General features: G+C 63.4%; 20 protein-coding genes. 6 read left to right on the plus strand and 14 right to left on the minus strand.

The features are described 5' to 3' along the window. The 11 genes from VNN55_03375 to pgsA form a co-directional block, all read right to left on the minus strand. Nucleotides 1–614, minus strand: a 614-nt coding sequence (locus VNN55_03375; GenBank protein ID HWO56589.1) for a geranylgeranylglyceryl/heptaprenylglyceryl phosphate synthase, incomplete at its 3' end; no start/stop codon positions are given. Next, entirely contained in the window at nt 611–3,175 is a 2,565-nt protein-coding gene (gene alaS, locus VNN55_03380) for an alanine--tRNA ligase (protein HWO56590.1), read from the minus strand. The genes VNN55_03375 and alaS, both read right to left, overlap by 4 nt. Before the next feature lie 86 nt (nt 3,176–3,261). Beyond that, nucleotides 3,262–3,960, minus strand: coding sequence for a regulatory protein RecX (locus VNN55_03385; GenBank protein HWO56591.1), 699 nt, complete (start codon nt 3,958–3,960; stop codon nt 3,262–3,264). A gap of 139 nt (nt 3,961–4,099) precedes the next feature. Further along, nucleotides 4,100–4,477, minus strand: a complete 378-nt coding sequence (locus VNN55_03390; GenBank protein HWO56592.1) for a nuclear transport factor 2 family protein — start codon at nt 4,475–4,477, stop codon at nt 4,100–4,102. A gap of 78 nt (nt 4,478–4,555) precedes the next feature. Further along, nucleotides 4,556–6,265, minus strand: a complete 1,710-nt coding sequence (locus tag VNN55_03395) for an AAA family ATPase (protein ID HWO56593.1) — start codon at nt 6,263–6,265, stop codon at nt 4,556–4,558. A gap of 79 nt (nt 6,266–6,344) precedes the next feature. Continuing rightward, the gene (locus VNN55_03400; protein HWO56594.1) at nt 6,345–6,851 is read right to left on the minus strand and encodes a hypothetical protein; all 507 of its coding nucleotides are present in this window, start codon (nt 6,849–6,851) and stop codon (nt 6,345–6,347) included. A gap of 444 nt (nt 6,852–7,295) precedes the next feature. Then, on the minus strand, nt 7,296–8,381 hold the full coding sequence (gene recA / locus VNN55_03405; GenBank protein ID HWO56595.1) for a recombinase RecA: 1,086 nt from the start codon (nt 8,379–8,381) through the stop codon (nt 7,296–7,298). 172 nt (nt 8,382–8,553) lie between these two features. Continuing rightward, nucleotides 8,554–9,135 carry an RNA 2',3'-cyclic phosphodiesterase gene (gene thpR, locus VNN55_03410; protein ID HWO56596.1) on the minus strand — a complete coding sequence of 194 codons (582 nt, stop codon included), beginning with the start codon at nt 9,133–9,135 and terminating at the stop codon, nt 8,554–8,556. A 17-nt stretch (nt 9,136–9,152) separates the two neighbouring features. After that, nucleotides 9,153–10,388, minus strand: a complete 1,236-nt coding sequence (locus VNN55_03415) for a competence/damage-inducible protein A (protein ID HWO56597.1) — start codon at nt 10,386–10,388, stop codon at nt 9,153–9,155. A 69-nt stretch (nt 10,389–10,457) separates the two neighbouring features. Then, a complete protein-coding gene (locus VNN55_03420; GenBank protein HWO56598.1) occupies nt 10,458–10,982 on the minus strand; it encodes a phosphatidylglycerophosphatase A in 525 nt (174 codons plus the stop codon). A gap of 9 nt (nt 10,983–10,991) precedes the next feature. Then, on the minus strand, nt 10,992–11,579 hold the full coding sequence (gene pgsA / locus VNN55_03425) for a CDP-diacylglycerol--glycerol-3-phosphate 3-phosphatidyltransferase (GenBank protein HWO56599.1): 588 nt from the start codon (nt 11,577–11,579) through the stop codon (nt 10,992–10,994). Nucleotides 11,580–11,737: 158 nt separating this feature from the next. Between pgsA and VNN55_03430 the strand changes: the two genes are divergently transcribed. From VNN55_03430 to VNN55_03445, 4 genes are all read left to right on the plus strand, one after another. Next, entirely contained in the window at nt 11,738–13,612 is a 1,875-nt protein-coding gene (locus VNN55_03430; GenBank protein ID HWO56600.1) for a sigma 54-interacting transcriptional regulator, read from the plus strand. A 260-nt stretch (nt 13,613–13,872) separates the two neighbouring features. Next, nucleotides 13,873–14,211, plus strand: coding sequence for a hypothetical protein (locus VNN55_03435; protein ID HWO56601.1), 339 nt, complete (start codon nt 13,873–13,875; stop codon nt 14,209–14,211). 336 nt (nt 14,212–14,547) lie between these two features. Then, nucleotides 14,548–15,549 carry a DUF1028 domain-containing protein gene (locus tag VNN55_03440; GenBank protein HWO56602.1) on the plus strand — a complete coding sequence of 334 codons (1,002 nt, stop codon included), beginning with the start codon at nt 14,548–14,550 and terminating at the stop codon, nt 15,547–15,549. 68 nt (nt 15,550–15,617) lie between these two features. Then, entirely contained in the window at nt 15,618–17,627 is a 2,010-nt protein-coding gene (locus VNN55_03445) for a hypothetical protein (GenBank protein ID HWO56603.1), read from the plus strand. A 31-nt stretch (nt 17,628–17,658) separates the two neighbouring features. On the opposite strand, the gene VNN55_03450 is transcribed toward VNN55_03445, so the two are convergent. Continuing rightward, entirely contained in the window at nt 17,659–18,087 is a 429-nt protein-coding gene (locus tag VNN55_03450) for a ferritin-like domain-containing protein (protein ID HWO56604.1), read from the minus strand. A gap of 288 nt (nt 18,088–18,375) precedes the next feature. On the opposite strand from VNN55_03450, the gene VNN55_03455 reads away from it, so the two are divergent. After that, nucleotides 18,376–20,391: a choice-of-anchor B family protein gene (locus tag VNN55_03455; protein HWO56605.1), complete on the plus strand. Its 2,016-nt coding sequence runs from the start codon at nt 18,376–18,378 to the stop codon at nt 20,389–20,391. A gap of 40 nt (nt 20,392–20,431) precedes the next feature. Beyond that, on the plus strand, nt 20,432–22,453 hold the full coding sequence (locus tag VNN55_03460; protein HWO56606.1) for a choice-of-anchor B family protein: 2,022 nt from the start codon (nt 20,432–20,434) through the stop codon (nt 22,451–22,453). Nucleotides 22,454–22,521: 68 nt separating this feature from the next. Here VNN55_03460 and moaA read toward each other — a convergent pair whose 3' ends face one another. Both moaA and VNN55_03470 read right to left on the minus strand, forming a co-directional pair. After that, a complete protein-coding gene (gene moaA / locus VNN55_03465; protein ID HWO56607.1) occupies nt 22,522–23,520 on the minus strand; it encodes a GTP 3',8-cyclase MoaA in 999 nt (332 codons plus the stop codon). A 215-nt stretch (nt 23,521–23,735) separates the two neighbouring features. Continuing rightward, on the minus strand, nt 23,736–23,963 hold a 228-nt coding region (locus VNN55_03470), incomplete at its 5' end, for a hypothetical protein (GenBank protein HWO56608.1).

Consider the following 23,963-nt stretch of genomic DNA (forward strand, 5'->3'; position numbering starts at 1 on the left):
CCGCCGCCGACCAGCAGGGGCACACTCACCCGCTCGCGCACCGCCGCAATGATCTCCGGCGCGATCGGACGGCGCGCGCCCGATCCCGCTTCCAGATAGATGAATCGCTGACCCATGTATTCGGCGCAGAGCGCATGGTCGCAGATCGAAGCGACCTCGGTCTCCGGAATCGGCGCCGTGTTGCTTTCACGCGCCACTGAGGTGCTCGAGCCGGTGTCGATCAGAATGTAGCCGGTTGCGATCGGCTCGATGCCATACTGATGCACCAGCGGCGTGCCCTTGACCTGCTGGCCAACCAGATAATCGGGGTTGCGTCCCGAAAGCAGCGTGAGAAAAAGCACCGCATCGACATGGGGCGAGACCTGCGCCGCGGATCCGGGGAAGAGCACCAACGGCAGCGAGGCATGGCGTCGAATGGCGGCCACAGCGCAATCGAAATCGGGATTGTCATCCTGCGAGGTGCCGACCAAGAGCGCGGCGACACCGCACTCGGCCGCCTGCGCCCAGCGTGGATCGGGACGTTGCGGCGCGATCTTGTCGGGATCCAATAGCCATAGGAGCCGCGTCCCCTCCTGCCGCGCCGCCAGCAACCGCCGGTGGACAGTCCCGCTCATCCCTGCGTCTTGCCCCGGAGGAACGCGGCGAGAAGTTGCGACACCTCCGCCTTCGACAGCGGCGGAATGCTTCCCTGCGCGAAATCGGCGCGTCCGCCGCCGCGGCCCTGACGCGCCGCCGCCACCGACTTGAGGAACTGGCCGGCATCCAGCACCTTCGGCGCGCTGGAGGAAATCAGTGTCGCTCCGGCCGAGGTGGTGATGTAGGCGACCGTGGGTTCCGGCCGCTTCTTGGCGGCATCGGCCACGGCCTTCGCCTCATCGAGGGAATCGTAGGGTTCGGGCATCAGCAGATGAATGTCGAATCCGTCGAGCTTCTCGGCCTGCAACTGATGATTGCCCTCAACCAGTCGCTTGCGCGCCTTGTCCAGATCGGATTTCAGTGACTTGAATTCGGCCAACAGCGCTTCAACCCGCTCGATCAGTTTGTCCGGGGAAGTCTTGAGCAACTCGGCGGCGCGTTTCAAGGCGTCGTCATCGGCGCGCGCCTTTGCATAGGCGGCTTCGCCGGTGATGGCCTCGATACGACGCACTCCCGCGGCCACACCGGTCTCGGAAGCAATCCGGAACAATCCAATCTCGCCGGTCGAGCGCACATGCGTCCCGCCGCAGAGTTCCATGGAGTAGTCATTGATTTTCAAAACGCGCACGGTGTCGCCATACTTTTCGCCGAACAGGGCGGTGACGCCGTCGGCAATCGCCTTCTTGTATTCGGTGATATAGGGCGTGACCGGGTAGTTGGCCAGGATCGCGCGATTGACCTCGGTTTCGATATTGTCCAGTTGCTCGCGCGACAGCGGCCCGGGGTTGGAGAAGTCGAAGCGCAGACGGTCGGGCGCGACCAGCGACCCGGCCTGCAACGCATGCGGCCCGACATACATGTGCAGCGCTTTGTGCAGGAGATGGGTCGCGGTGTGGTTGCGCTGGATCATTCGGCGACGCGCCGCCGCGACTTCGGCTGAGACGGTCTTGCCGATCCACTCTGACGGGTTCCCCTTGACCGCATGCCCGTGGTGGACGATGGCCTTGTCGGCTTTTTCCATCCATTCAACCGCGAACACCAGATCGTTGCCTGCAACAATCTCGCCGATGTCGTCGATCTGCCCGCCCGATTCGGTATAGAACGGCGTCTGGTCGAGCACGATCGAGGCGTTGTCATCGGAGACCCAGAGGATTTTCGCCTCCAGACGGGTGGCATCATAGACAAACTTTGACTCAATCCCCAATCCGACCGCCTTGGAGACCGATTGATCCTTGAATCCGGTCTGCGCGCGTGAGCGTTCGCGCTGCTCGGCCAGCGCCGCCTCGAATCCCGCCTCATCCACGGTCAATCCGGCCTCGCGCGCCAGCACTTCGGTCAGATCAAGCGGGAAGCCGAAGGTGTCGTAGAGTTTGAACGCCTCAACCCCGGGGATGACCTTGTTCTTCGCCAGCTTCTTGACTTCCTCGAAGCGCTGCAGCCCGGCATCGAGCGTCTCGGCAAACCGCGACTCCTCGCTTTCGATCACATGCACGATGTGGTCGCGGCGTTGGCGCAGCTCGGGGTAGGCATCGGCCATCACGTCGATCACGGTGTCGACAAACCGGTGCAGGAAGGGCCCGTGGTACCCCAGCGACTTCCCATGCCGCGCGGCGCGGCGCAGGATGCGGCGCAACACATACCCGGCGCCCTCGTTGCCCGGCATGCCGCCGTCGGCGATGGTGAAAGTCAGCCCGCGCAGATGATCGGCGCAGACACGATGTGGGATGCCCTTTTCCCCCGTGCTGTAAGGCACGCCGCAGTCCTCGGCGATGGCGCGGATGATCGGCTGGAAGAGGTCGGAATCATAGTTGGATGTCTTCCCCTGCACCACCGCCGCCAGCCGCTCGAACCCCATGCCGGTGTCGACCGACGGCTTCGGCAGCGGCACGGTGGTTCCGTCGGCGCCGCGGTTGAATTGCATGAAGACCAGATTCCAGATTTCCAGGTAGCGGTTGCAGTCGCAATTGACGCCGCAACCGGGCCTGCCGCACCCGTACTGGGGTCCCAGATCATAGTGCAATTCCGAACAGGGCCCGCAGGGGCCGACATCCCCCATCGACCAGTAGTTCTCCTTCTCGCCGAAGCGCAGCACCCGGTCCTTCAACTCCGGCGCGATCTTCTTCCACAGCGTCTCGGCTTCATCATCGGTGGTGAACACCGTCACCCACAGCCGCGACTTGTCGAGGCCGATTGTTCGCGTGAGAAACTCCCACGCGTACCCGATCGCCTCTTCCTTGAAGTAGTCGCCGAAGGAGAAATTGCCCAGCATCTCAAAAAAGGTGTGATGCCGCGGCGTGACGCCGACATTCTCGAGGTCGTTGTGTTTGCCGGAGACTCGGAAGCACTTCTGCGACGAGCAGGCGGTCTTGTAGGGACGGCTCTCCTGACCGAGGAAGACCAACTTGAACTGGTTCATCCCGGCGTTGGTGAACAGCAACGACGGGTCATCCTTGATAAGCAGGGACGAGGAGGGGACCACGGCATGGCCGCGATCGGCGAAATATCCCAGGAACGTTTGGCGTATCTCAGTGGCTCTCATCGGTGTCCTATCGGTGGATCAAATACGGAAGAAACGACTTTTGCGGAGTCGAAGCAAGCCGCCGGGACGCCGGAAAACGACCGGGATCAGAGCCAATCGGGGAAATCACGGGCGAGGACAGCGCGGATGTCCTCGTAGGCGAAGCCGCGCCGCGAAAGGAATCCGAGGAGCCGTTGCTTCAGTTTTGAGCGCTCCTCCTTCGCCCCGTCCCAACGCGCCAGCCGTGAGGCGATCAACTCGCGCAGGGCGGCCTGCTCATCCTGGCCGCTGTAACGCCGCAACGCTTCCGCCGCCCGGGCATCGGGAATGCCCTTCTGCCGCAGTTCGTAGGCGAGCGCCGCCTTCCCGCGCGGCGACAGCCGACGACGGGTCTCGACCCACGCCGACGCGAACCGGGCGTCGCTCTGCAACCCATCGGCCTCGATCTGCCCCAGCACGGTGTCGATGACGGCCACGTCGAACTTCTTCCGCCGCAGCGCGGTTCGCAGTTCGGCGCGCGACCGCTCACGCCGCGCCAGAAGCCCGATCGCCGCCTCGCGCGCGGCGGTCAATTCCAGAAGACGATGACGCTCGGCTGTCAGCGCCTCCCCCTCGGCCACCTTCAACGCCAGAATTGATTTGCGCGACAATTCGAAGGCGTACACCCCATCGATATATAGGCGCACCTTCCCCGGCCGCGCCGGATGCGTATCGAGTTTGGTGAGTTTCATCAGGCGAAGGTCAGACGCCGCGATATCCGGCTCCCAGACTTGCGGCTTCTCGGCATCGATCTGGCGATTCTTCATGCGAGCCGTTCGTTTACCGTCACGTGCGGATCACCCGTCGTGATCACCGCCTTGGGGCGTCTGACGCTCGCGTTAACTGGCCGAGGGGCGCGCAGCGACCGGAAGGTCCGCGTTGAACGCATTGTGGGCGGCAACCCGTTCACGTGTCGATGATCTTCCAATACGAGTCCTTCTGGACCAGCTTGCCATTACGAAACTCTAAAAGATCAACGCCACGGACGCGGATCTGCTCGCCTGTCCTGGCGGTGCCTGTGAGCAGCCAAGTAGAGACGCCAAGGTTGCCAGCCACCCAGTGGCTGTCCTCACCATAATGGACGTCGGGAATGCCCACAAACCGAGTGGCGAGGCCCTCTCGCACTGCCGGCTTGCCGATGTAGCGAGTGCCCCAGGGTTCATTGCCTCGGGGCGTGCAGAGCTCGCAGTCATCTGAGAAGAATTCCATGATCGTATCGAGATCGTGTGCATTGAATGCAGCGAGGAATTTTTTCAGGGTCGCGATGGTAATGGCTCCGGACATTCCTTCTCCTCTTGATGGGTGTCCACCTAACGCTCCGGTTCAGCGGCGGCGCGAAGCGCCGTCCGGTGCATGCTGCGCTTAGACGGCCGCATACCCCAACGCCTTGTTGATGGTCCTCGCCAGCGCGTAGAACCTTCCGAAGAACTCCTCGCCAGGCTGGGCCTTTGCCTTGAATTCGTCGAGAAGCAACTTCTTCAGGCGAGATTTTGCGTTCTCTTGCTCATCCTTCGTCCCAGTGGTGGCAGCCTGAACCAAGGCCGCGTTCCCGGCGTAGACGGCCGTGATGACCGACTCAGGGAGCAGCCCTTCAATATTGCGCATGCCCGGCAAGTTTTGGCCGACGGGCAAGTAGTGCGTTCCCTTCTCGAGCTCGAGTGCCTTCAGTTGCTTCTCGATGCGGTCGGCCGCATCGAGATCGAAGGTGACAAAGAACCGCGGATACCGGTTCTTGACGAAGCGCAGGAGGACCGTGTTGCTTAGCGAGCCGGTGCCTTCGTAGGAAACGATCTCGCCCTGGAAACGGAGCTGACTGTTCCCGTGGTCTGCGGAACGCAACATCTCAAAGTACTCTTTGTCGGTCTCGCCCTCCACGAGAAGGATTGCATCCGCCCCCGTCAGAAGCATTGCCTTCCACGGCTTGAACTCATCAGCTTGGAGTCCTAGGGCGTGACCGAACGGTGCCATCCAATTGTCACCGCCTGTCTCGACGCGTTCGGTCTCCCGGATCTGTCGGTACGCCGTCTTGCGGCGCAAGAGGATGTTCGAGGCAGGCTCCTTGAGGTTCAGCAGGTAGGGGCTGTGGGTTGTCACTATCACCTGGACCCGGAACTCCTCCGCGAGATCCTGAAGGATCCGACCGAATTCCGCCTGAGCGGAGGGGTGTAGGAAACTCTCGGGCTCTTCAACGATGATGACGGGCGTGATCTTCGCCGCGGAGGGTTCCGCCATGCCGATCTGCTTGGCGCGAAACAACGCGAGCAGAACAAGGGTTCGGTTCTTCGTTCCACTGCCCCAGTCATCGAGGGGAACCTCAAACTTCCGGTCGCCGAGGGTGATGCTGAAGGGCATGTAGGTGAAGTCAAAGGATGGCATTGAGAGCCCGACCCTGTACTTCGTTTGTAAGCGCCCAAGCAGGCTCTCGAACTCTGTTTGCTGCGATTTAGAGATTTTCGCCAGCCCACGGGTTACGGTTTTCTTCATCGACTCGACGAGAGTCTGATGTTGTCCCGTGATCTCTCGAATGTGCCCCGCCACGCTCCTGCCTGGATACATGTAGCGCGTTTCGATTTCAGTTGAGTTGTGAAAGATGATACTCCGAGACGATTGCAGTTTCTTGAGAACCTCCTGGGCATTGAGATCGTCGTACTGCTTGCCCTGAGCCTTCACGACGACCGTGGACTCTGGCTTCTCGGGTCGATACGTTACCGCGACGGAAAGTCGTAGCGGCTCATTTGTTGTCTGAAGGGACAACTGCTTCGTGACGAATTGATGGAACCCAATGTCGCGTGTCGGGTCGAGCTCGATAGCGGCCTCGAACGAGATCACGCGCTTGTCAGGTTCAGTGTCCTTCCACTTGGGAAACTCGTCCTTGATGGAGAGTTCTTCCTCATCCGGAGGGAACACGAAGGAGCCTAGCCCTTCGCCCCTCACCAAGGTTCGGATCGCTCGAATGACGTTCGTCTTCCCTGAGTCATTCGGGCCGCAAATTGCCGCGTATGCAGTCGGGAGCGGAATGTCAAGGGACTCGAGGGTCCGGTAGTTTCGGATCTTGAGCTCACAGAGTCTCATCGCGATTCCTCAAAGTCGTTCGGCCGTCTAACGCTCAGCATCAGCGGCGGCGCGAACTGCCGCCCGCTGCATGCCGTTGTTAGGTAACCTGCCCATCGCAGTCAGCATCCTTCCTAATTTCTGCCCGGACAAGTGCCTCGATCTCTTCTTCAGACCATCCAACCAAGGCACGCAGGCGCTTCGACATTTCCCGGGCGATGGCATCGGCTTCTTGGAAGACCCGGGACAGATCCTTGAGTTCATCGACCATTGCGTCGCAACCGGGTGGGCTGAGCAGCTTGCGTGCGTTGTCGAAGAAAAAGCGGTGCATCAGGTAGTTGCGCTTGTCGCGATACGTGTTCAGGAGATCAGAGACCTCGGGGTGAACCGTGAAGTGCTTCCCAAGTTCCCGAAGAAGCCCACCGAGGTTCTTGCTCGAGAGCCGCATGTCAACATCGTCGAGCTCCGATACCGGCGCGCTGGGGTGGTTGAGACGATACGTGAGCAGCAGAAGGGACTGGAGTTCCACCTCAAAACACTGGGCGCGGTATGCCGCGCCACCAAACCAAGCGAAGACTTCCTTCCGACGTTCTACATCGTCCATCATGTGTCACCTAACAATAATTGGATGGACCCGCCCGAGATGCGGGGTTTCTCGTTTTTGCCCATGTAAGAGGCCTTTGGATATTCTGCCAAATATGGCTTGACCCATTGTAAATCAAAGCCGTTTTCGGGTCGGTCCATTTAGTTCAGCGCGTTATACTGACCAGCACAAAACACCCCTCGAAGGCTCAAAACGTATTCTCCTGTGACCGAATGCGATGGAGTTAGGAGCGTACGTTTTCAATGTGCGCGTGCCCGCGAAGTGGGCCCGTTTTCCATGGGCCCTGACCCCGTGGGCTTTTTCCCGTCGCGCCTGCGGGACTTTGTTCCTCAGCCACCGGAAAACCCCGGGCTCACTTGGGGGGCGATGTTGTATCGCCCATCAGGGGCCATACGGTGTATCGTTCCCATAGCCCTGGCCAACGCTAAAGGCTGATGTCAGCCAACCTTATTTCCTTTTCCCAGCCACCTCCGGCTCCTCGACCACCGGCGCCGGCGCGGCGACTTTGATCAAGCCCAGTTTCTCGCGGACTTCCCGGTCGAGTTTCCGGAACATCTCCGGATCGGCGGACAGAGTGGCGATCGCCTGCTCTCGGCCCTGGCCGATGCGAACATCCCCATAGGAGTACCACGAGCCGGATTTCTCGATGATGTTCTCCTTGGCCGCCAGATCGAGCAGATCGCCCGTGCGCGAGATTCCCTCGCCGTAGATGATGTCGAATTCGGCCTCGCGGAAGGGCGGCGCGACCTTGTTCTTCACGATCTTGACGCGCGTGCGGGCGCCCCGAACCATATCGCCGTCCTTGATCGCGGCGATCTTGCGGATGTCCATGCGCACCGTGGCGTAGAACTTCAGCGCGTTGCCGCCGGTGGTGGTCTCGGGATTGCCGAACATGACGCCGATCTTCATGCGGATCTGGTTGATAAAGATGACCGACGTCTTCGATTTGGAAATCGTGCCGGTCAATTTGCGCAACGCCTGCGACATGAGCCGCGCCTGCAAACCCATCTGCGGGTCGCCCATCTCCCCTTCGATCTCGGCGCGCGGCACCAGCGCCGCCACCGAGTCGACCACGATCACATCGATGGCGCCGGACCGGACGAGCGTCTCAGTGATCTCCAATGCCTGCTCGCCGGTGTCCGGTTGGGAGATCAGCAGATTCTCCAGATCGACGCCGAGTTTGCGGGCATAGGTCACATCGAGCGCATGCTCGGCATCGATGAACGCCGCAACGCCGCCGGTGCGCTGCGCCTCGGCGACAATCTGCAGGGCCAACGTCGTCTTCCCCGATGACTCCGGTCCATAGATTTCAATCACCCGTCCGCGCGGAATCCCGCCGACGCCGAGCGAATGATCCAGCGAGATCGAACCGGTCGAAATCGTCTCCACCGTCGGATCGGCGGTCTCGCCCCCCAGTCGCATGATCGAACCCTTGCCGAACTGGCGTTCGATCTGCATCACCGCCGACTCGAGCGCGCGCTTCTTTCCATTCTCCGGCGGCGCCGGTACCCTGATTTCCGTCGTCTTGGCCATCGCACTATCCCTTTGCAAGCCCACTGCGGGGCGGTTCACATTTTCTCGATTTGGTGGCGAATGTACTGCCAGTCTTGCTACGTCAGAGTAATAATGTGGGGACCGGATTTCCACACAAGCACAAACTGAACATTCGAGCAGTATTTAGTTAAGCCATTGGTATTCAAGGTGTTTAAGCCAACCGTTCACCGATTTGCTGTGGCTTCAACGGCACGGATTCCAGGACCGAGTAACTGGCGCCCTTCGGCGAGAGCACCGATCTCATGAGTTCGATGCTGCGCACGCTGATCGGTTCCGATTGGTACGGCATGTGTTCGGCGGCGCGCACAAGCCGCCCGGCCGGCGCCGGTTCACGCAGACGCGCCAGCGTCACATGCGCCGAGAAGGGCCGCTTCTCGCGCTCGAACCCCAACGGCGCGACTTGCTCATCGATCTTCGCTGCCAGTGTCTTCATGATCTCATAACCGCTTTCGATCCCGATCCAGAACACCCGCGCCTTGGCCTCGTTGGGGAAGACGCCGAACCCGCGCAGTCGGATCTCAAAGGGCGCAAGTCCGTCGGCCGCCAGGGTGATGGCCCCACGGATCGCCGCGACCTGCTCGACGGTGATCTCGTCGAGGAACTTCAGCGTCAGGTGCAGATTCTCCCCCGGCACCCACTTGGCCGGCGGCCCCGACGGACGCAACCGCTCGATGATCGCGTCGATCTCGCTTTTGACCGATTCCGGCAGATTGATGGCGATGAAGGATCTCATCTTTGTGCTTCAGAGTGTCACTCCCCCAAGTCTTCGAGATAGAGCCGCAGGAGATTCAGCGCCCCCTGCGCGGCGCGTGCGCGGATCATCGCGCGGTCGCCGAGCAACTGAAGCCGTTCGGTGCGCACCGGCTGTCCCTTGACCGCCGCCGCAATCCACACCGTGCCCACCGGTTTCTCCGCCGTGCCGCCGTCCGGCCCGGCAACCCCGGTGATCGCGATCGCGCAATCGGCGCCGCTTCTGGTCAACGCCCCCTGTGCCATCGCGGCGGCGACCTCCTCGGACACCGCGCCATGGGCCACGATGAGCTGCGCATCGACGCCGAGAAGCGCGGTCTTGGCCTCGTTCGCATATGTCACAAAGCCGGCCACCACATAGGCCGATGATCCCGGCACATCGGTCATTCGCTTGGCCGCAAGCCCACCCGTGCAGGATTCGGCCAGCGCAATGGTCAGCCCACGCCGCTTGAGCAACTCGCCCAGCACGGCCGGCAGCCCGATGTCGGCCTCGGCATAAACAGCGCGCCCGAGGAGCGGTCGCACGACCCCGCTCCATCGCTCCAACGCACTCGCCGCATCGGGACCGCCGGCGGTGAACTTCAGCCGCACGCCGTATTCCGATGGCAGGAATCCCACTTCGATGTCCGGGTGCGCCCGCATCAGTGGCTCCAGTATCTCGTAGAGCCGCGATTCCGGCACGCCGGTGGTCGACCAGATGATCGTGCGCGAACGCACCCCCGCTGCCGCCGCGATCCGCGGCACGATGAAATCGGCGATCATCGGACGCATCTCGCGCGGCACCCCCGGCACCACCGCCGCTGTCGTCCGGCCATCGGACAGGTAGAATCCGACCGCCGTGCCCACCGGATTGGGAATGATCTCCGCCCCATCGGGCAGCAGCGCCTGGGTTTCCAGATACGGTGTCGTCGGACGCCCCGCGCGCGCATAGCGCGTCTTCAGTTCGGCGAGAATCTCGTCGTGGAAGACCAGGGTTGTTCCGAACACGCGCGCGATCGCCTTCTTGGTCACATCGTCGTTGGTCGGGCCCAGTCCGCCCGAGACAATGACCCACTGCGCCCGCGCCATCGATTCGCGCACCGCCTCGACGATGATCTCATGATCGTCGGGGATGGCGGTCTGCCGCGCCAGCGTCAACCCGGCAAGCCCCAGCCGCTCGCCGACATAGAGGGCATTGGTGTTGAGCGTCTGCCCCGCCAGCAATTCCGACCCGATGGTGATCAGTTCGATTTTCATACGCCGGGACCCGGCTCCAGAGCCGCTTCTACGCCGTGGACCTGGTAAACTTGTGTTCGCCCACTCCTGCTAAACGATGGCCACAATCAACATGACCAGTCTTACCGCCACATTCGTATACACTCCCGCCATCAGATCATCGGCGGTCACTCCGACACCGCCCGGCAGTGACTCCAGTCGCCGGATCGGCCAGGGCTTCCATACATCGAAGATACGAAACAGAACAAAGACCGGCATCATCACCCAGGCATCGGCGGGCAAACCCAGATAGCAGACAAACACACCCGCCCATTCGTCGATGACGATCCGTCCCGAATCATGCCCGAAGAGCGGCTCGGCCCGTCCGGCCGCCCAGACCGAGATCGCGATGACCGCCAACGCGCTGGCGATGAACACCAGATCGTTGCCGGTCCGCTGAATCGCCCACGCCAGCGCCACCGCCGGAATGGTGCCCCAGGTTCCCGAATAGGGACGGATCATCCCCGACCCCAGCCCGGTGGCCAGAAGCATGGTCAACGGATCGCGCGACCACAGTTCGCGCGGCGGGATGGTGGTGTCGGCGCCCTTGCGCCAGCCGCTGGTTGTCGTGGCCACGGCGCCCCTCTACTTTGTCACGGTTTTCAGAAGCGCGAAGTTGCGAATCAGGTAGTCCAGTCCGGTGGCCACGGTCACCACCACGTTGGCGATCATCAGCCAGTCGAACACGATCCGTGTGGCCTGGCTTTCGAAAATCGCCCAGTGGTACCCCAGTGGCACCAGCGTCGCCTTCAGATAGACAAACAGCAGGATCGCGCAGATGGTGACCATCTGCAGCAGAGTTTTGAACTTGGCCCCGAGGGTGGGGACAATCAGCATGCCGCGATAGGCCGCCAGCGACCGAAACCCGGTGATGAAGAACTCGCGCACCACAATCACCGCCACCATCCAACCCCGCACATACCCCAGCGCGACAAAGGAGATGAGCGCGGTAGATGTCAGGATCTTGTCGGCCAGCGGGTCCATGAATTTGCCGAATCCCGTGGCCAGCCCGCGCCGCCGGGCGAAGTAGCCGTCGCCCAGATCGGTCAACGCCGCCACCACGAAGACAAACAGCGACGCCAACTTCGCCCAGGTGTGATCCAGCAGGATCAACGCCATGAACACCGGCGACAACAGGATGCGCGCCAACGTGAGTTTGTTCGGCAGATTCATCGTGGCCGCCGCGCGGCGGCAACGCCATGTTACCACCGCGCCGCGCCGGGGTCAATTGCGGCCCGATACGCAATCGCGCTTCCCATACGCGGGGCGCGCGTGTAGCTTCGCCTCCGGGGAGCGGCCGGCATCCGGCTGGTCGTCCCCGATCAAGCCCCATGCCGCTGCGTCACCGCGAAGATCCGTCCGAACCGCGCGCCGCGCCGACGCCGCCGTTTGACTGGCGCGCCGAGCAAAACGCCCAGAAACGCGAACTGGCGCGCTTCGCCGGCGAGATGATGCGGGCCATTACCCTGCGCGGTGGCTCCCCCGCCGCGCGGCAGTTGGCCGAGCGCATCCGCGAACGCTGGGACCAGCTCGTCCGCCGCCTCGAAGGACGGTGGGCGCGCGGCAGCGAAATCTGGGACCGTCAGGCCGAACTGATCGAACGCCTCGCCGGCGAACGCGCCCTGCTCGAGTCGCTTTTGACCCTCGATGAGGCGCTGGCCGTCGAGACCGAGGTCGACGCGATGCTGGGGCACACGCTGCGGACGGTCGTCCGGCTGATCCCCTGCGATGGCGCGCTGGTGCAGATCGCCGACGCCGCCGGTCAGCCGTTGCGCCGCGCCACCGAACGGCGCAAGGGACGTCCCTGGCCGCCCGCCGCCGACGCCGATCTTGCCGATCAGGTCATCGTCAGCGCCGCCCACGGACGGCGCGTCACCATCGAGGGACGTCCCGTCAAAAGCACCCCGCGTGATCCGCACCGTGTCGCGCAGTGGCTCGCCTGCGGCATCACGCATGGCGCCGACACCTACGGCGCCATTGTCCTCGGACGCACCCCCTCGGAGGAACCGTTCAATGAGGAGAATCTCGAGACCGCCGAGCGCGTCGGTCGTCATCTGGCGCGCGCATTGACCGCGCGTCTGGGCGCCGGCGCGCGCGCCATCGTCGGCGCTGGCCCCAAGCCGGCCGGCTTCGATGGCATCTGGGGCGAAGCCGCCGCCTTGCGTCGCGCCATCGATCTGGCCCACAAGCTCACCGCCGCCGACACGCCGATTCTGCTCGAAGGCGAAATGGGCACCGGACGGGAAACCCTGGCTCGCGCCATCCACCGGCAGTCGCCGCGCGGCAAGGGACCGTTTGTCGTCTTTCGCGGCTCCGATCTGCCGGAGGAGACCGTGGCGCGCGGCCTCTTCGGCGCCGTCACCGTCGGCCCCGATGGACGCGCCCACGAGGAGCCCGGCGACATTGAACTGGCCGAGGGCGGCACGCTCTTCGTCGATGACCTGGCCGCCATCGATCTGGCCTTGCAGGTGCGGCTGATCCGTCTGCTGTCCGAAGGCATCTTCGAACGGGTCGGCGATCGCACGCCCCGCCACGCCTATGTCCGGCTGATGATCGCCACCACCGAGAACGTCGACGAGGACCTGGCGCGGGGACGTCTGCGCGCCGACTTGTACTACCTCATCACCGCCGGCCGCATCAGTCTGCCGCCGCTGCGCGAGCGCGGCAACGACATCATCGAGCTGGCGCGGCGCTTTGCCGTCGCCAGCGGCCAGAAGACCGGCAAACGCATCGACGGGATCGACCTGGAAGCGGCGCGTCTGCTCGAGTCCGCCTCCTGGCCGGGCAATATCCAGCAACTGGCGCAGGTGATCGAGCGCGCGGCGCTGGTGGCGCGCGGTCCGTTGATCACCGCCGCCGATCTGCCGCGCGAGATCGCCGCGCGCGCCGTCGCCGCCGGCATCGACACCGCGGTGTGGAGCCAGCAGGCGGCCGCCGCGATCCGTCAGGCCGGCGAAGCGGGGCAAAGCGGCGACTATCGTCTCTTTCGCCGCGCGCGCCGTCTGGCGCAGGGCGCGCTCGATGCGGCGTTTGCCCACGCGGTGCTGCGGGCGGTGGGCAAACATCCGTCGAAGGCGGCCTCGCACGCCGGCATGCACCGGGCGCAATGGTGGCGTCTGTGGCGTTCGGTGCGCGACACCGGCGCCGCCGCGCCGCGCGAATCCACCGAAGGCGCCAAATCGCGCCAAGATCAGCAACAAAAATAGAGATATCGTTTCATTTATGTTACAATCGGCAAGTCCCGTTATCCGCAGGGAGTTTGCCGGGGCCTCCCCCCACATGTAACAAAAGTGTTACAGAATTTTCGCCACCGCGCGCAGAATTCCAAAAAAATCTTGCCGATTTGCCGATGTGGATGAATGCTGGGTCCGTGCCGCACGGTTAAGTGCCGATGCGGCAAGGGGATCAGGTCCGACCAGAATTTATCCGGACCCGGTCCGGGGCATTAGGCAGGAACACGACCGAATTGGTAATCAAATCCGCCGCCGATCCCGTCTACCGTGCCGCGTTGCGCGCCGCGCGTGACGTCGATGCCGACTCCGCCCCCTCCCGCGCTTCCGCCGGCGTGGCGTTGGCCGCCACGCTCGAACGCCACGGGATCCCGGTGCATGCGCCCGAAGCCAAATCCGCCGGACGTCTGCCCGCCGGCGCGATCGAACTGGACGGTCACGAAGGAATCATGGTCAGCGTCGCTGGCGACGACCGCCCCGATTGGGCCGCCGTCGCCCGGCAAAACCGCTGGCAGGTTGTGCACCTGGTCCACTATGCGCCCCGCGCGGTCACCATCCGCTCCGTGGCGCTCTGATTGCAGTCAACGTGTAAAGTCGTCCGACACTAACCGACGGACCAACGTCAACGCACTCAAGGCCGCGAGGAGGTGACACACACGATGCCGATGGCCAAGAAGAAAACCGCGAAGAAGGCGAAGAAGGCGGCGAAGAAGACGAAGAAGACCGCCAAGAAGAAAGCCAAGAAGTAACTCTTCTTCTCTGATGTGACTTGCGGCGTCATGCGCGCTCCGCACGGATTGCGGAGGCGATCGGACGCCGCAGGTGTTTACGGACGGACCCGGCCCGCCCCGTTGCGCCCTCGCGCGCAACGGGGCGGTGTGTTATGTTCCTGGACAAACACCGGAGGTCCCATGCTCACACCAATCCCACCCGGCGCGCGACGGTTATTGCTGATCGCGGTGGCGCTCTGCGCCTCCAACGCCGCCGCCGTCGAACGCCCCGTTGCCACCTATTCCATTGTCGCCCGCGATTCCGCCACCGGCCAGTTGGGCGTGGCGGTGCAATCGCATTGGTTTTCTGTCGGCCCGATCGTCCCCTGGGCCGAGGCCGGCGTCGGCGCCATCGCCACCCAATCGCTGGTCAAAATCGACTATGGCCCCGAAGGTCTGGAGCGGCTGAAGGCCGGGCAGTCGCCACAGGCGGCGCTCGAGGCGATGCTGGCGGCCGACAGCGGACGCGCGGTGCGCCAGGTCGCCATCGTTGACGCACAGGGACGCGTTGCCGCCCACACCGGCTCGAAATGCATCGCCCACGCCGGCCACATCACCGGCGAGGCCTTCTCGGTGCAGGCAAACCTGATGGAAGACTCCACCGTGCCGCGCGCCATGGCCCAGGCCTATCACGAGAATTCATCGCGGCCGTTCGCCGAACGCCTGCTGGCGGCGCTGGTCGCCGCCGAAGGCGAAAAAGGCGACATCCGCGGCCGTCAGTCGGCCGCGATGCTCATCGTTGACGGTCAAACGCACGAGAAACCCTGGCAGGGCAAAGTCCTCGAGTTGCGCATCGAGGATCACCCCGCCCCGCTGGAGGAACTGGCGCGCATCCTCCGGATTGCCAATGCCTATGATTTCATGAACCGCGGCGACTTGTTTGCGGAAAAACAGATGTGGGACTCGGCCGCCTGGGCCTATGGTTCCGCCGAGCAGATTGCGCCGGAGATTGTCGAGTTGCCCTTTTGGCACGCCGTGACGCTGGCTTCAGCGGGACGAGTGGACGACGCCCTGCCAATCTTTCGCCGTGTCTTCGCCGCCGAGCCACAGCGCTGGCTGCCGTTGATCGACCGTCTGGTCCCGTCAGGGCTGCTGCCGAATGATCCGGCACTGGTCGCACGCATCAAGTCAGTCGCGCCCTAGTCGAAAGAACGCGTGGAATAAAGCCTCCTCCCGCCGGTACTGTGTTGGTCAATCCGGCGGGAGGTGTCTTGCTTCATTCACCGCATATCCGCTATTCCACATTGATTGCGCTGGCCCTGATCGCCTGCTCGGGCGGCAAGGGGACTTCACCCGACAATCCCCCGGCCGAAGTGCATGCCCCATGGGAGAATGCCGAGGCCGAAGCGATGGCGGTGGTCATGGGCGGCCAACTGGCCGCGTCGGCGCGCCTCTATGACCAGGTCAGCGCCGACCTCGCCGCCATCCGCCAACGCTGGGGCGATCAGATTCCCGCTCTCACCCAGATTCACCATGCCCCCAAATGGCGCACCGACCGGATCGCGATCAGTCTGGATGTCGATCTCTACCAGTCAATCAAGCAGAGTGGATTTCCGCCGAGTTGGACGGCGCTCAATCAATCCCTGCGCCTGACGGAAACGGAGTTTGCCGATTCCACACTGACTCTCGGACTTCGTTTTGATGCCCGTCTCGCGCCGCAGATGCTGGCACGACTCTATCAGGACTTCGCCGGCGTGCGCTGGGTCAAGATGGCCCCGCCCGATTCAACCGGCCTGACCAACGCCTCGGTCGATGGGTATTCTGACAGTTCCGGCCGCTGGTATTTGTTCAGCAATCCGCCGAACTTCTGCCCCAAGCTGTGCAAGGATGCCGACCTCTGGTTTTTCCACGCCGACGATGGGGGTATTGATTCGGTCGGCGCCTGGACTCTGGGCAACCCCACCGCGGTGGCCAACTCGGTGCCTTGGTGGCCGGAGGCATCCCGTGTGCTCGATCTAGCCTTCGGCCCCGGCGCCGCCGGCGATTTCCCCGACAGCGATCATGTCGCGCCAGCGGCTCCCGAGGCACTGACGGGCACTGGAATCGACAGCCGTACGCTGCTGGTCCGCTGGACCGGGGTCGGCGATGATGGCAACGCTGGCGTCCCGAGCGGATACGAGCTGACGGTCACCGCCTCGGGCATCGGCGAACGCGCCATCACGCACAAGGCCTGGCCCCGTCCCGCCGGTCAGCCCGAGTCATTGCGGATCGCCGATCTGTTGCCCGCGCGCGCCTGCCGGGTGGTGATTCGCGCGGTGGATGAACAGGGGAATCGTTCTGCCTGGTCGCCGCCGCTTCAGGTCAGCACGCTGGGCGAATGGACAACTTTCAGCACCGCAAACACACCTCTGGAGAGCCACATCATCAACGCCGTCGCCATCGACGGCGCCGGCCGGGTCTGGTGCGCCAGCCACGGCGGCAGGCTGGTTGTGCATGCCGCCGGACAATGGACACGGATCGATCCCGTCAACGGTCAACCATTGGATGCCGTGACCGCGTTGGCCTATGATATGACGCGTGATTTGATGTGGTGCGGCGGAAACGGGTTCATCGCCGGCGTCGCATGGCAGGGGTCCGGGCATCGACTGTTCAGCAGCGTCGACGCCGGCCTGTCAGCCGGGACGATCGTGGCCTTGTTCGTCGAATCCGATGGAACCCTCTGGGCCAGCGATGGGGCAAGCGGGGTTGCCCGCTGGGGCGGTGACGCGTGGACGCTGCTCACCGCCGCCAACTCCGGATTGCCGCACTATGTGGTCTGGGACATCGACGCCGCCCCGGATGGCAGTCTCTGGTTCGGCACCGGCGATGGCGCGGCGCATCTGGACGATGGCGTCTGGACGGTCTACACCAGCGCTGGCGGCGACTTGGGTGCACAGCAGGTGTTCGACATCGAAGTGGCCGCCAACGGCAATGTCTGGTGCGGGCATCAAAGCAAATTCGCCGCCGCCAGCAGCTTCGACGGCTCCCACTGGCTGGTGCATGGCAAGTCCACCGGCTGGCCCGCCAACTGGGTCTACGCCATTCTGACCAACCGCGATAGCCAACCCTGGATCGGCACCAGTCTCGGTCTTGTCCATCTGACCAACATCATGACGATCCTCACACCCGAGACCCACCCGCTGGCCAACTACACCATCACCGACCTGGCCCTCACCGCCGACCAAGTCCTCTGGATCGCCACCCCCACCGGCCTGACCCGCTACGAGATCCCGCTCTATTAGTCTCCTCCAGCGGGCCGGCCCATGCCATTCACTAACGCCCCAGCAGCGTCTCCACCTCCACCACCGCGCGCAGCTCGTCCATCATGATGTGGACCAGATCGTGGCGGTGGACCGGGTGTTCGCAGAGCGCGAGGATCTTTTCGTACTGCGCCGCCGCCGACTTTTCCGTCTTCAGCGCCTCTTCCAGCATGCGCTTGGTCGACGTGGTGTGCGCGATCGGGGCGGTATCGCGGTTGGTCGTTGCCTCGGCGCCCAATTCGGCGATGATGTTGCGCACTTTCGCGGCATGGACAAAGGACTCCTTGGCCTCCTCCTCGAAATGCCCCTGCAGGGTCATGCTCTCCAGCCCCTTCACATAGGCGGCGTAGTGCGCATACATCGCCTGCGCCCGCAACTCCCAGCCCAGCGCCTTGTTCAATTCGGCGACCAGCGCCTTGTTGTCTTTGCCCTTTGCGGCCATGTTCGACTCCTTCCAGTTTTCTGCTCTTCGCAATCGTTGAATTCGCCCTGGTCAGTGCATCCGGATAATCGACCAGAATGGTCGGCAAGTCAATCCGCGGCGCGACGCCCGATCCGGACCGGAACCGAATATTCCGCCGTTCGGTTCCCTCGAAGTTCAAGGGCGACAATCACCTTGACAGGGGCGGAAATCGGGGGTATATTGATCATGTTTGGCCAGGGTGGGCCAACCACGTTACTGCCCAGTTGGATCGCAAATCCCAGCGTCTGCGTCGTTAAGCGAGGTTTCATGAATCGGGTCACTGCCCTGTTGTGCGCGCTTGGCTTCTATCTGACCGTCACGTTGATCACCCCTTCCGCCGCCGCGGTGGACTGCGACACCCTCCCGCCCCTGCCGCCCATTCAGTTTGACAGTCTTGCCACCTTCCAGTTTTCCGGCGGCGCCAACTGCTGGGGCTGGATTGCGCCCGACGGCGAGGAGTACGCCATCATGGGCACCGGCAATGGCATCGACATCGTGCATGTCGGCACGATGACCCATGTCGCCCATGCGCCGATGCAGTCCTGCGGCTGGCGCGAGCTGAAGACCTACCGCAATTATTGCTACGTCGTCTCCGAATGCACCGGCACTCCCAACGCCGGGATGATGATCGTTGATCTGAAGTACCTGCCCGACAGCGTCCACGTGGTCGGCGCCTATGTCTCCGGCAGCAACATCCGCAGCCACTGCATTTCGATCGACACCGCCCGCGGCTTCGCCTATCTGGTCCGCCAGAACTACAGCGGTTTCCGCATCGTGTCCCTGGCCAATCCCGAGGCGCCGGTCGACATCGGCGGGGTGACCACCGGTGATCTGCACGACATGACCGCCTTCAACGACACCGTCTACGCCGCCGAAGGCGGCAACAGCTCCTTCTCCATCTGGGATTGCACCAACAAGGCCGCGCCGGTGATGCTGGCGCGTGTCACCATCCCCGGCAACGGGTACGTGCACAATCTCTGGCCGACCGCCGACCGGCGCTACCTGGCCTCCACCGAGGAATTGCCCGACTTCCGCACGATGAAGATCTGGAACATGGAGAACATGGCCGGCATCTTCATGGTCGGCGAGTACCTCGGCCCCGGCGGCATTCCGCACAACGCCCATATCGAAGGCAATTACCTCTACCTGTCGCACTACTCGTCGGGCGTGAGCGTGCTGGACATTTCGATTCCCGAATGTCCGCGCGAGGTGGCGCTCTTCGACACCTACGAGCCCAACAACTCGCCGATCTTCGACGGCTGCTGGGGGGTCTATCCCCACACCGCCGGGCGGCAGACGGTCTACGCCTCCAACATCGACGGCCGCTTCTTCATCTTCCATACCAATGTCGTCAACACCGACTTCACCGCGACGCCGACGCTGGGCAGCGCGCCGCTGTTGGTGGCCTTTACCGATGCCTCGCCGCTGGCCACCGCCTGGAAGTGGTACTTCGGCGACGGCGACTCCGCAACGGCGCAGAACCCGTCGCATCTCTACCCCGCCGGAATCTACAATGTGCAACTGACCATCGACGCCCCCGCTGGCGAGGGATCGCGCACCCGGTACAACTACATCACCGCGCTGGCCGAGACCCTGGTGGTCCCCGACACCACCGCCATCCCGGTCTCCAGCGTCATCTGGGAGATCCGCTACAACAACCACGTGCCGCTGACCGAGATCAAGATCCCGGTGCAGTTGTCGAATGTGCCCTCTCTGGCCACCTTCGACTCGGTGAGCACCATTGGCTGCCGCACCGATTACTTCGAACAGAAGCTGGTCGTCTATGATGCCCGCGGGATCGGCCAAGTGGCGATCAAACTGAAAGCCAACAACGGCCAGGGCAGCCCGCCCCTGCCGCCCGGTTCCGGCCCCATCCTCAAAGTCCATTTCACCGTGAAAAACACGGCAATGCCCGGCAACACTATCGTGATGACCAATCCCCCCATGGGATTCTCCCAGCATTCGCTGCGGGCCTTTACGACCACGACCGACTTTGTGCCGGAATTGGCCGGACGCACAACCACCATCGTCGGCGCCTGCGACTGCTTCTGCCACGCCGACCCGGTCTGCGATGGTCAGCCCGATGTGCTGGACATTGTTGAGACGGTTAACACCGCCTTCCGCGGGATGGAGCCGGATGTCGACCCCACCTGCCCGCATGTCGGACGGCCCGATGTCGACTGCTCGGGCAGCATCGGTGTGGTGGATGTGGTGCTGATGGTCAACGTCGTCTTCCGCGGCGCGGATCCAAACACGACATTCTGCGATCCCTGCAACCCGTAACCGGAGCCTGAACATCGGCTCCATCGGATGAACATCTGAGATGATATCGCTGCGCCTGTTGCTCCTCCCCTTGGCCGCCGCCGCGCTCATCGGCGCCACCCCGGCCATGCTCGCCGCCCAGTGCGACACCCTGCCGCCCCGCCGTGACATTGACTTCGACAGCATCGCGGTCTTCCAATTTCAGTCGGGCGGTGCCAGTTGCTGGGGCTGGGAGGCGCCCGATGGCCGCCATTACGCCATCATGGGGGGACAGCGCAGCATCGGCTTTGTCGATGTCCAGACCATGACCGTGGTCGACACCGTGCCGACGCAGTTCTGCCAGTGGCGCGAGCTGAAGACATACCGCAATTATTGCTACGCCGTCTCCGAGTGCACCGGAGACAAACAGGGCATGATGATCATCGACATGCGCTATCTGCCCGACAGCGTGCGCTATGTCGGCAGCTATGTCTTCGGCAGCAACGTCCGCAGCCACTGCATCTCGATCGACACCGCGCGCGGCTATTGCTATCTGGTGCGGCAGAACTACAGCGGCTTCCGCATCGTGTCGCTGGCCAATCCCGAAGCCCCGGTGGAGGTGGGCGGCGTCACCACCGGCGACCTCCACGACATGACCGCCTTCAACGACACCGTCTACGCCGCCGAGGCCTACAACAGTTCTTTTTCGATCTGGAACTGCGCGAACAAGGCCGCGCCGGTGATGCTGGCGCGCGTCACCATCCCCGGCGGCGGGTATGTCCACAACGTCTGGCCCTCGCCCGACCGGCGGTATCTCGCGTCCACTGAGGAGGTCCCCGTCGGACGCACCATGAAAGTCTGGAACATGGAGGACTTGGGCAACATTTCGCTGGTCGATCAGTACATCGGGCCGGGCCGCATCCCCCACAACGCCCACATCGAAGGCGATTACCTCTTCATCTCGCACTACACCTCCGGCGTGTCGGTTCTCGATTTCAACTATCCCGAATGCCTGGTGGTGAAATCGGTCTTCGACACCTACCTCGCCAACGACAACGCCGACTACGAGGGCTGCTGGGGCGTTTATCCCCATACCAATGGCAGCGGCCGGGTCTATGCCTCCAACATCGATGGCCGTCTGTTCATCTTCCAGTTCACAGTGCATCCCTACGCCGCCAGCGCCGCCTTCGCCGCCGCGCCGCGGGTCGGCGAAGTTCCTTTGGATGCCGCGTTTACATCCGCCGGGATGGATCTCGACGCCTGGGCATGGGATTTCGGCGATGGCGGACAGGCAACGGTCGCCAACCCGACGCATACATACACAACTCCCGGCATCTACGATGTCTCGCTGGCGGTCGCCGGCCCGGGCGGCGTCGATACCGCTCTCGAACCGGCCTATGTGCTCGCGTTGGCCGAAACGCTTCATGTCGCCGACACCGGGTTTGACCGCAACACCAGCGTGGTCTGGGATGTGAACCTGCACAACCAGGTGCCGATCGACGAACTGCGCTTGCCGATCACATTGTCCGGCGTGCCGGAACTGGCAACCTTCGACTCGATCAGTTTTGTCGGTTGCCGGACGTCCTATTTCGAGACACGGCAGATACTCGATGACTCACGGCCCACCGGCCAGATTGTGGTCCTGTTGCGCACCGACGCCGGCGGCGGCGCCCCCGATCTGGCGCCGGGCAACGGTCCGATCGCGCGGCTGCACTTGACCATTCCCAACGACGCCACTCCGGGCGACACGGTGAGATTCGCCGTCGGGCAGATCGGCTTCCATCCCTATTTCGCTGTCGCCAACGCCACCAACTTCGTTCCGAAAGTCAACGGCGGCGCCGCCGTCATCGGCCCGCCCTGCGATTGCGCCTGCCATGCCGACCCGATCTGCGACGGCAACCCCAACATCCAGGATGTGGTGAGCATCGTCGCCGTCGCCTTTCGCGGCAACAGCGACACGCTGGATCCCGCCTGTGTCCACAACGGACGCGGCGACGTCAACTGCTCCGGCTCGACCGACGTGATCGATGTGGTGCTGATGGTCGGCGCGGCCTTCCGCGGCGATGATCCCAACACCGCGTTTTGTGATCCCTGCGGACCGTAGTCACGTCCAAACACGCGGGGCTGTCTCGATTGACCGAGACAGCCCCGCATCGTCCATTGACGGATCCGCTATCCGCCCACGGCAATCATCGTCGGACGTCCGAGAAACGCCGGATCATCGAGCCGGTGCGCCGGAGCCTTGGTCTTCCAGTAGGCGACCAGCGCCTGCGTGATCTCATCGTCGCTTGTGCCCCCGCGCATCAATCGCTTGAGATCCAAAAGCGTCTCGGAGAACAGGCAGTTGGCGATGCGGCCGTCGGCGGTGACGCGTAGACGCGTGCAATTGGCGCAGAACTTGTGGGTCATCGTCGAGATGAACCCGACCCGTCCGGGCAACCCCTCCAATTTCCACAGCCGCGCCGGCGCGGTGGGGTCATCGGAGAGGATGGGCGAGAGCCGCCGTCCGATTCGTTGGCGCACCTCCGCCTCGGGCACCAGCATGTCGCGAGAGTAGTCGACCTCGGCGGTCGGCATGAATTCGATGAACCGGACATCGATCTTCGGGTCGGCGCACAGATCGATGAACGCGGGAATCTCATCATCGTTGATCCCGCGCATCACCACCATGTTGACCTTCACCCGCCGCATCGCCGGATGCGCGAGCGCCGCCTCCAGCGCCCGGCGCACACGCTCGACCCCGCGATGACGCGTGATCCGGACAAAACGGTCGGCGCGCATCGTGTCCAGCGAGATGTTGACGGTCGACAATCCCGCCTCAACCAGCGATTCCAATTGCTGCTCCAGCAGGTAACCGTTCGTCGACAGGCAGATCTCCGCAACGCCGGGCAGGGCCCGGATGGTCTTCATCAGCGACGGCAACCCGTGGCGCAAAAGCGGCTCGCCGCCGGTGAAACGCACCTTGCGCACCCCGATGCGTGCGGCCAGACGCGCCACCCGCAGGAGTTCCTCGTCGGAGAGCGCCGCCGCCTCGGGGCGATGCGGGTCATCGCCTTCCGGCGCGCAGTAAAGACAGCGCAGATTGCAGCGCGCGGTCACCGCGATGCGCAGATAGCGCGGACGCCGCCCCAGGGCATCACGGCAGTCGATGTCGGGAATGTCGGTCCACATAAACAAAAATCCGACCGCACAAAAACAGGCAAACGCATCGGTCGGTGTGTGAGTCTCTGTGCTCCTTTGCCAAACACGGGCTGGCCGGACAGTTGCCCATCGGGCCGTAGCGTTCCCGCCGACCCAGAGGGCCAACGGGACTCGGAGTTGTCACTCCTATATACGCGGGGAATCTGACTGTTGGCAAGGGGATTGCCAACTGATTGTGTCACAATTCAATTCCGCAGGATCTCCAGCGGCGCAAACCGCAGCATCAGCGTCTTGGTCCCGACGCTGCGAAAATTGACATCGCAAGTGGCGCCATCCCCCATCCCGCGGATGGCGATGACTTCCCCCTCACCGAACTTGGGGTGCCGCACAATCGTCCCCGCCTGGATCATCGCGGCCATGCCGCTGCGACGCGGCTCGGCGGGCGCTTCCTTGCGCGCCACCGTTCGTCCGGC

The sequence above is a fragment of the bacterium genome (assembly GCA_035559435.1).
GTDB lineage: Bacteria > Zixibacteria > MSB-5A5 > WJJR01 > WJJR01 > JACQFV01.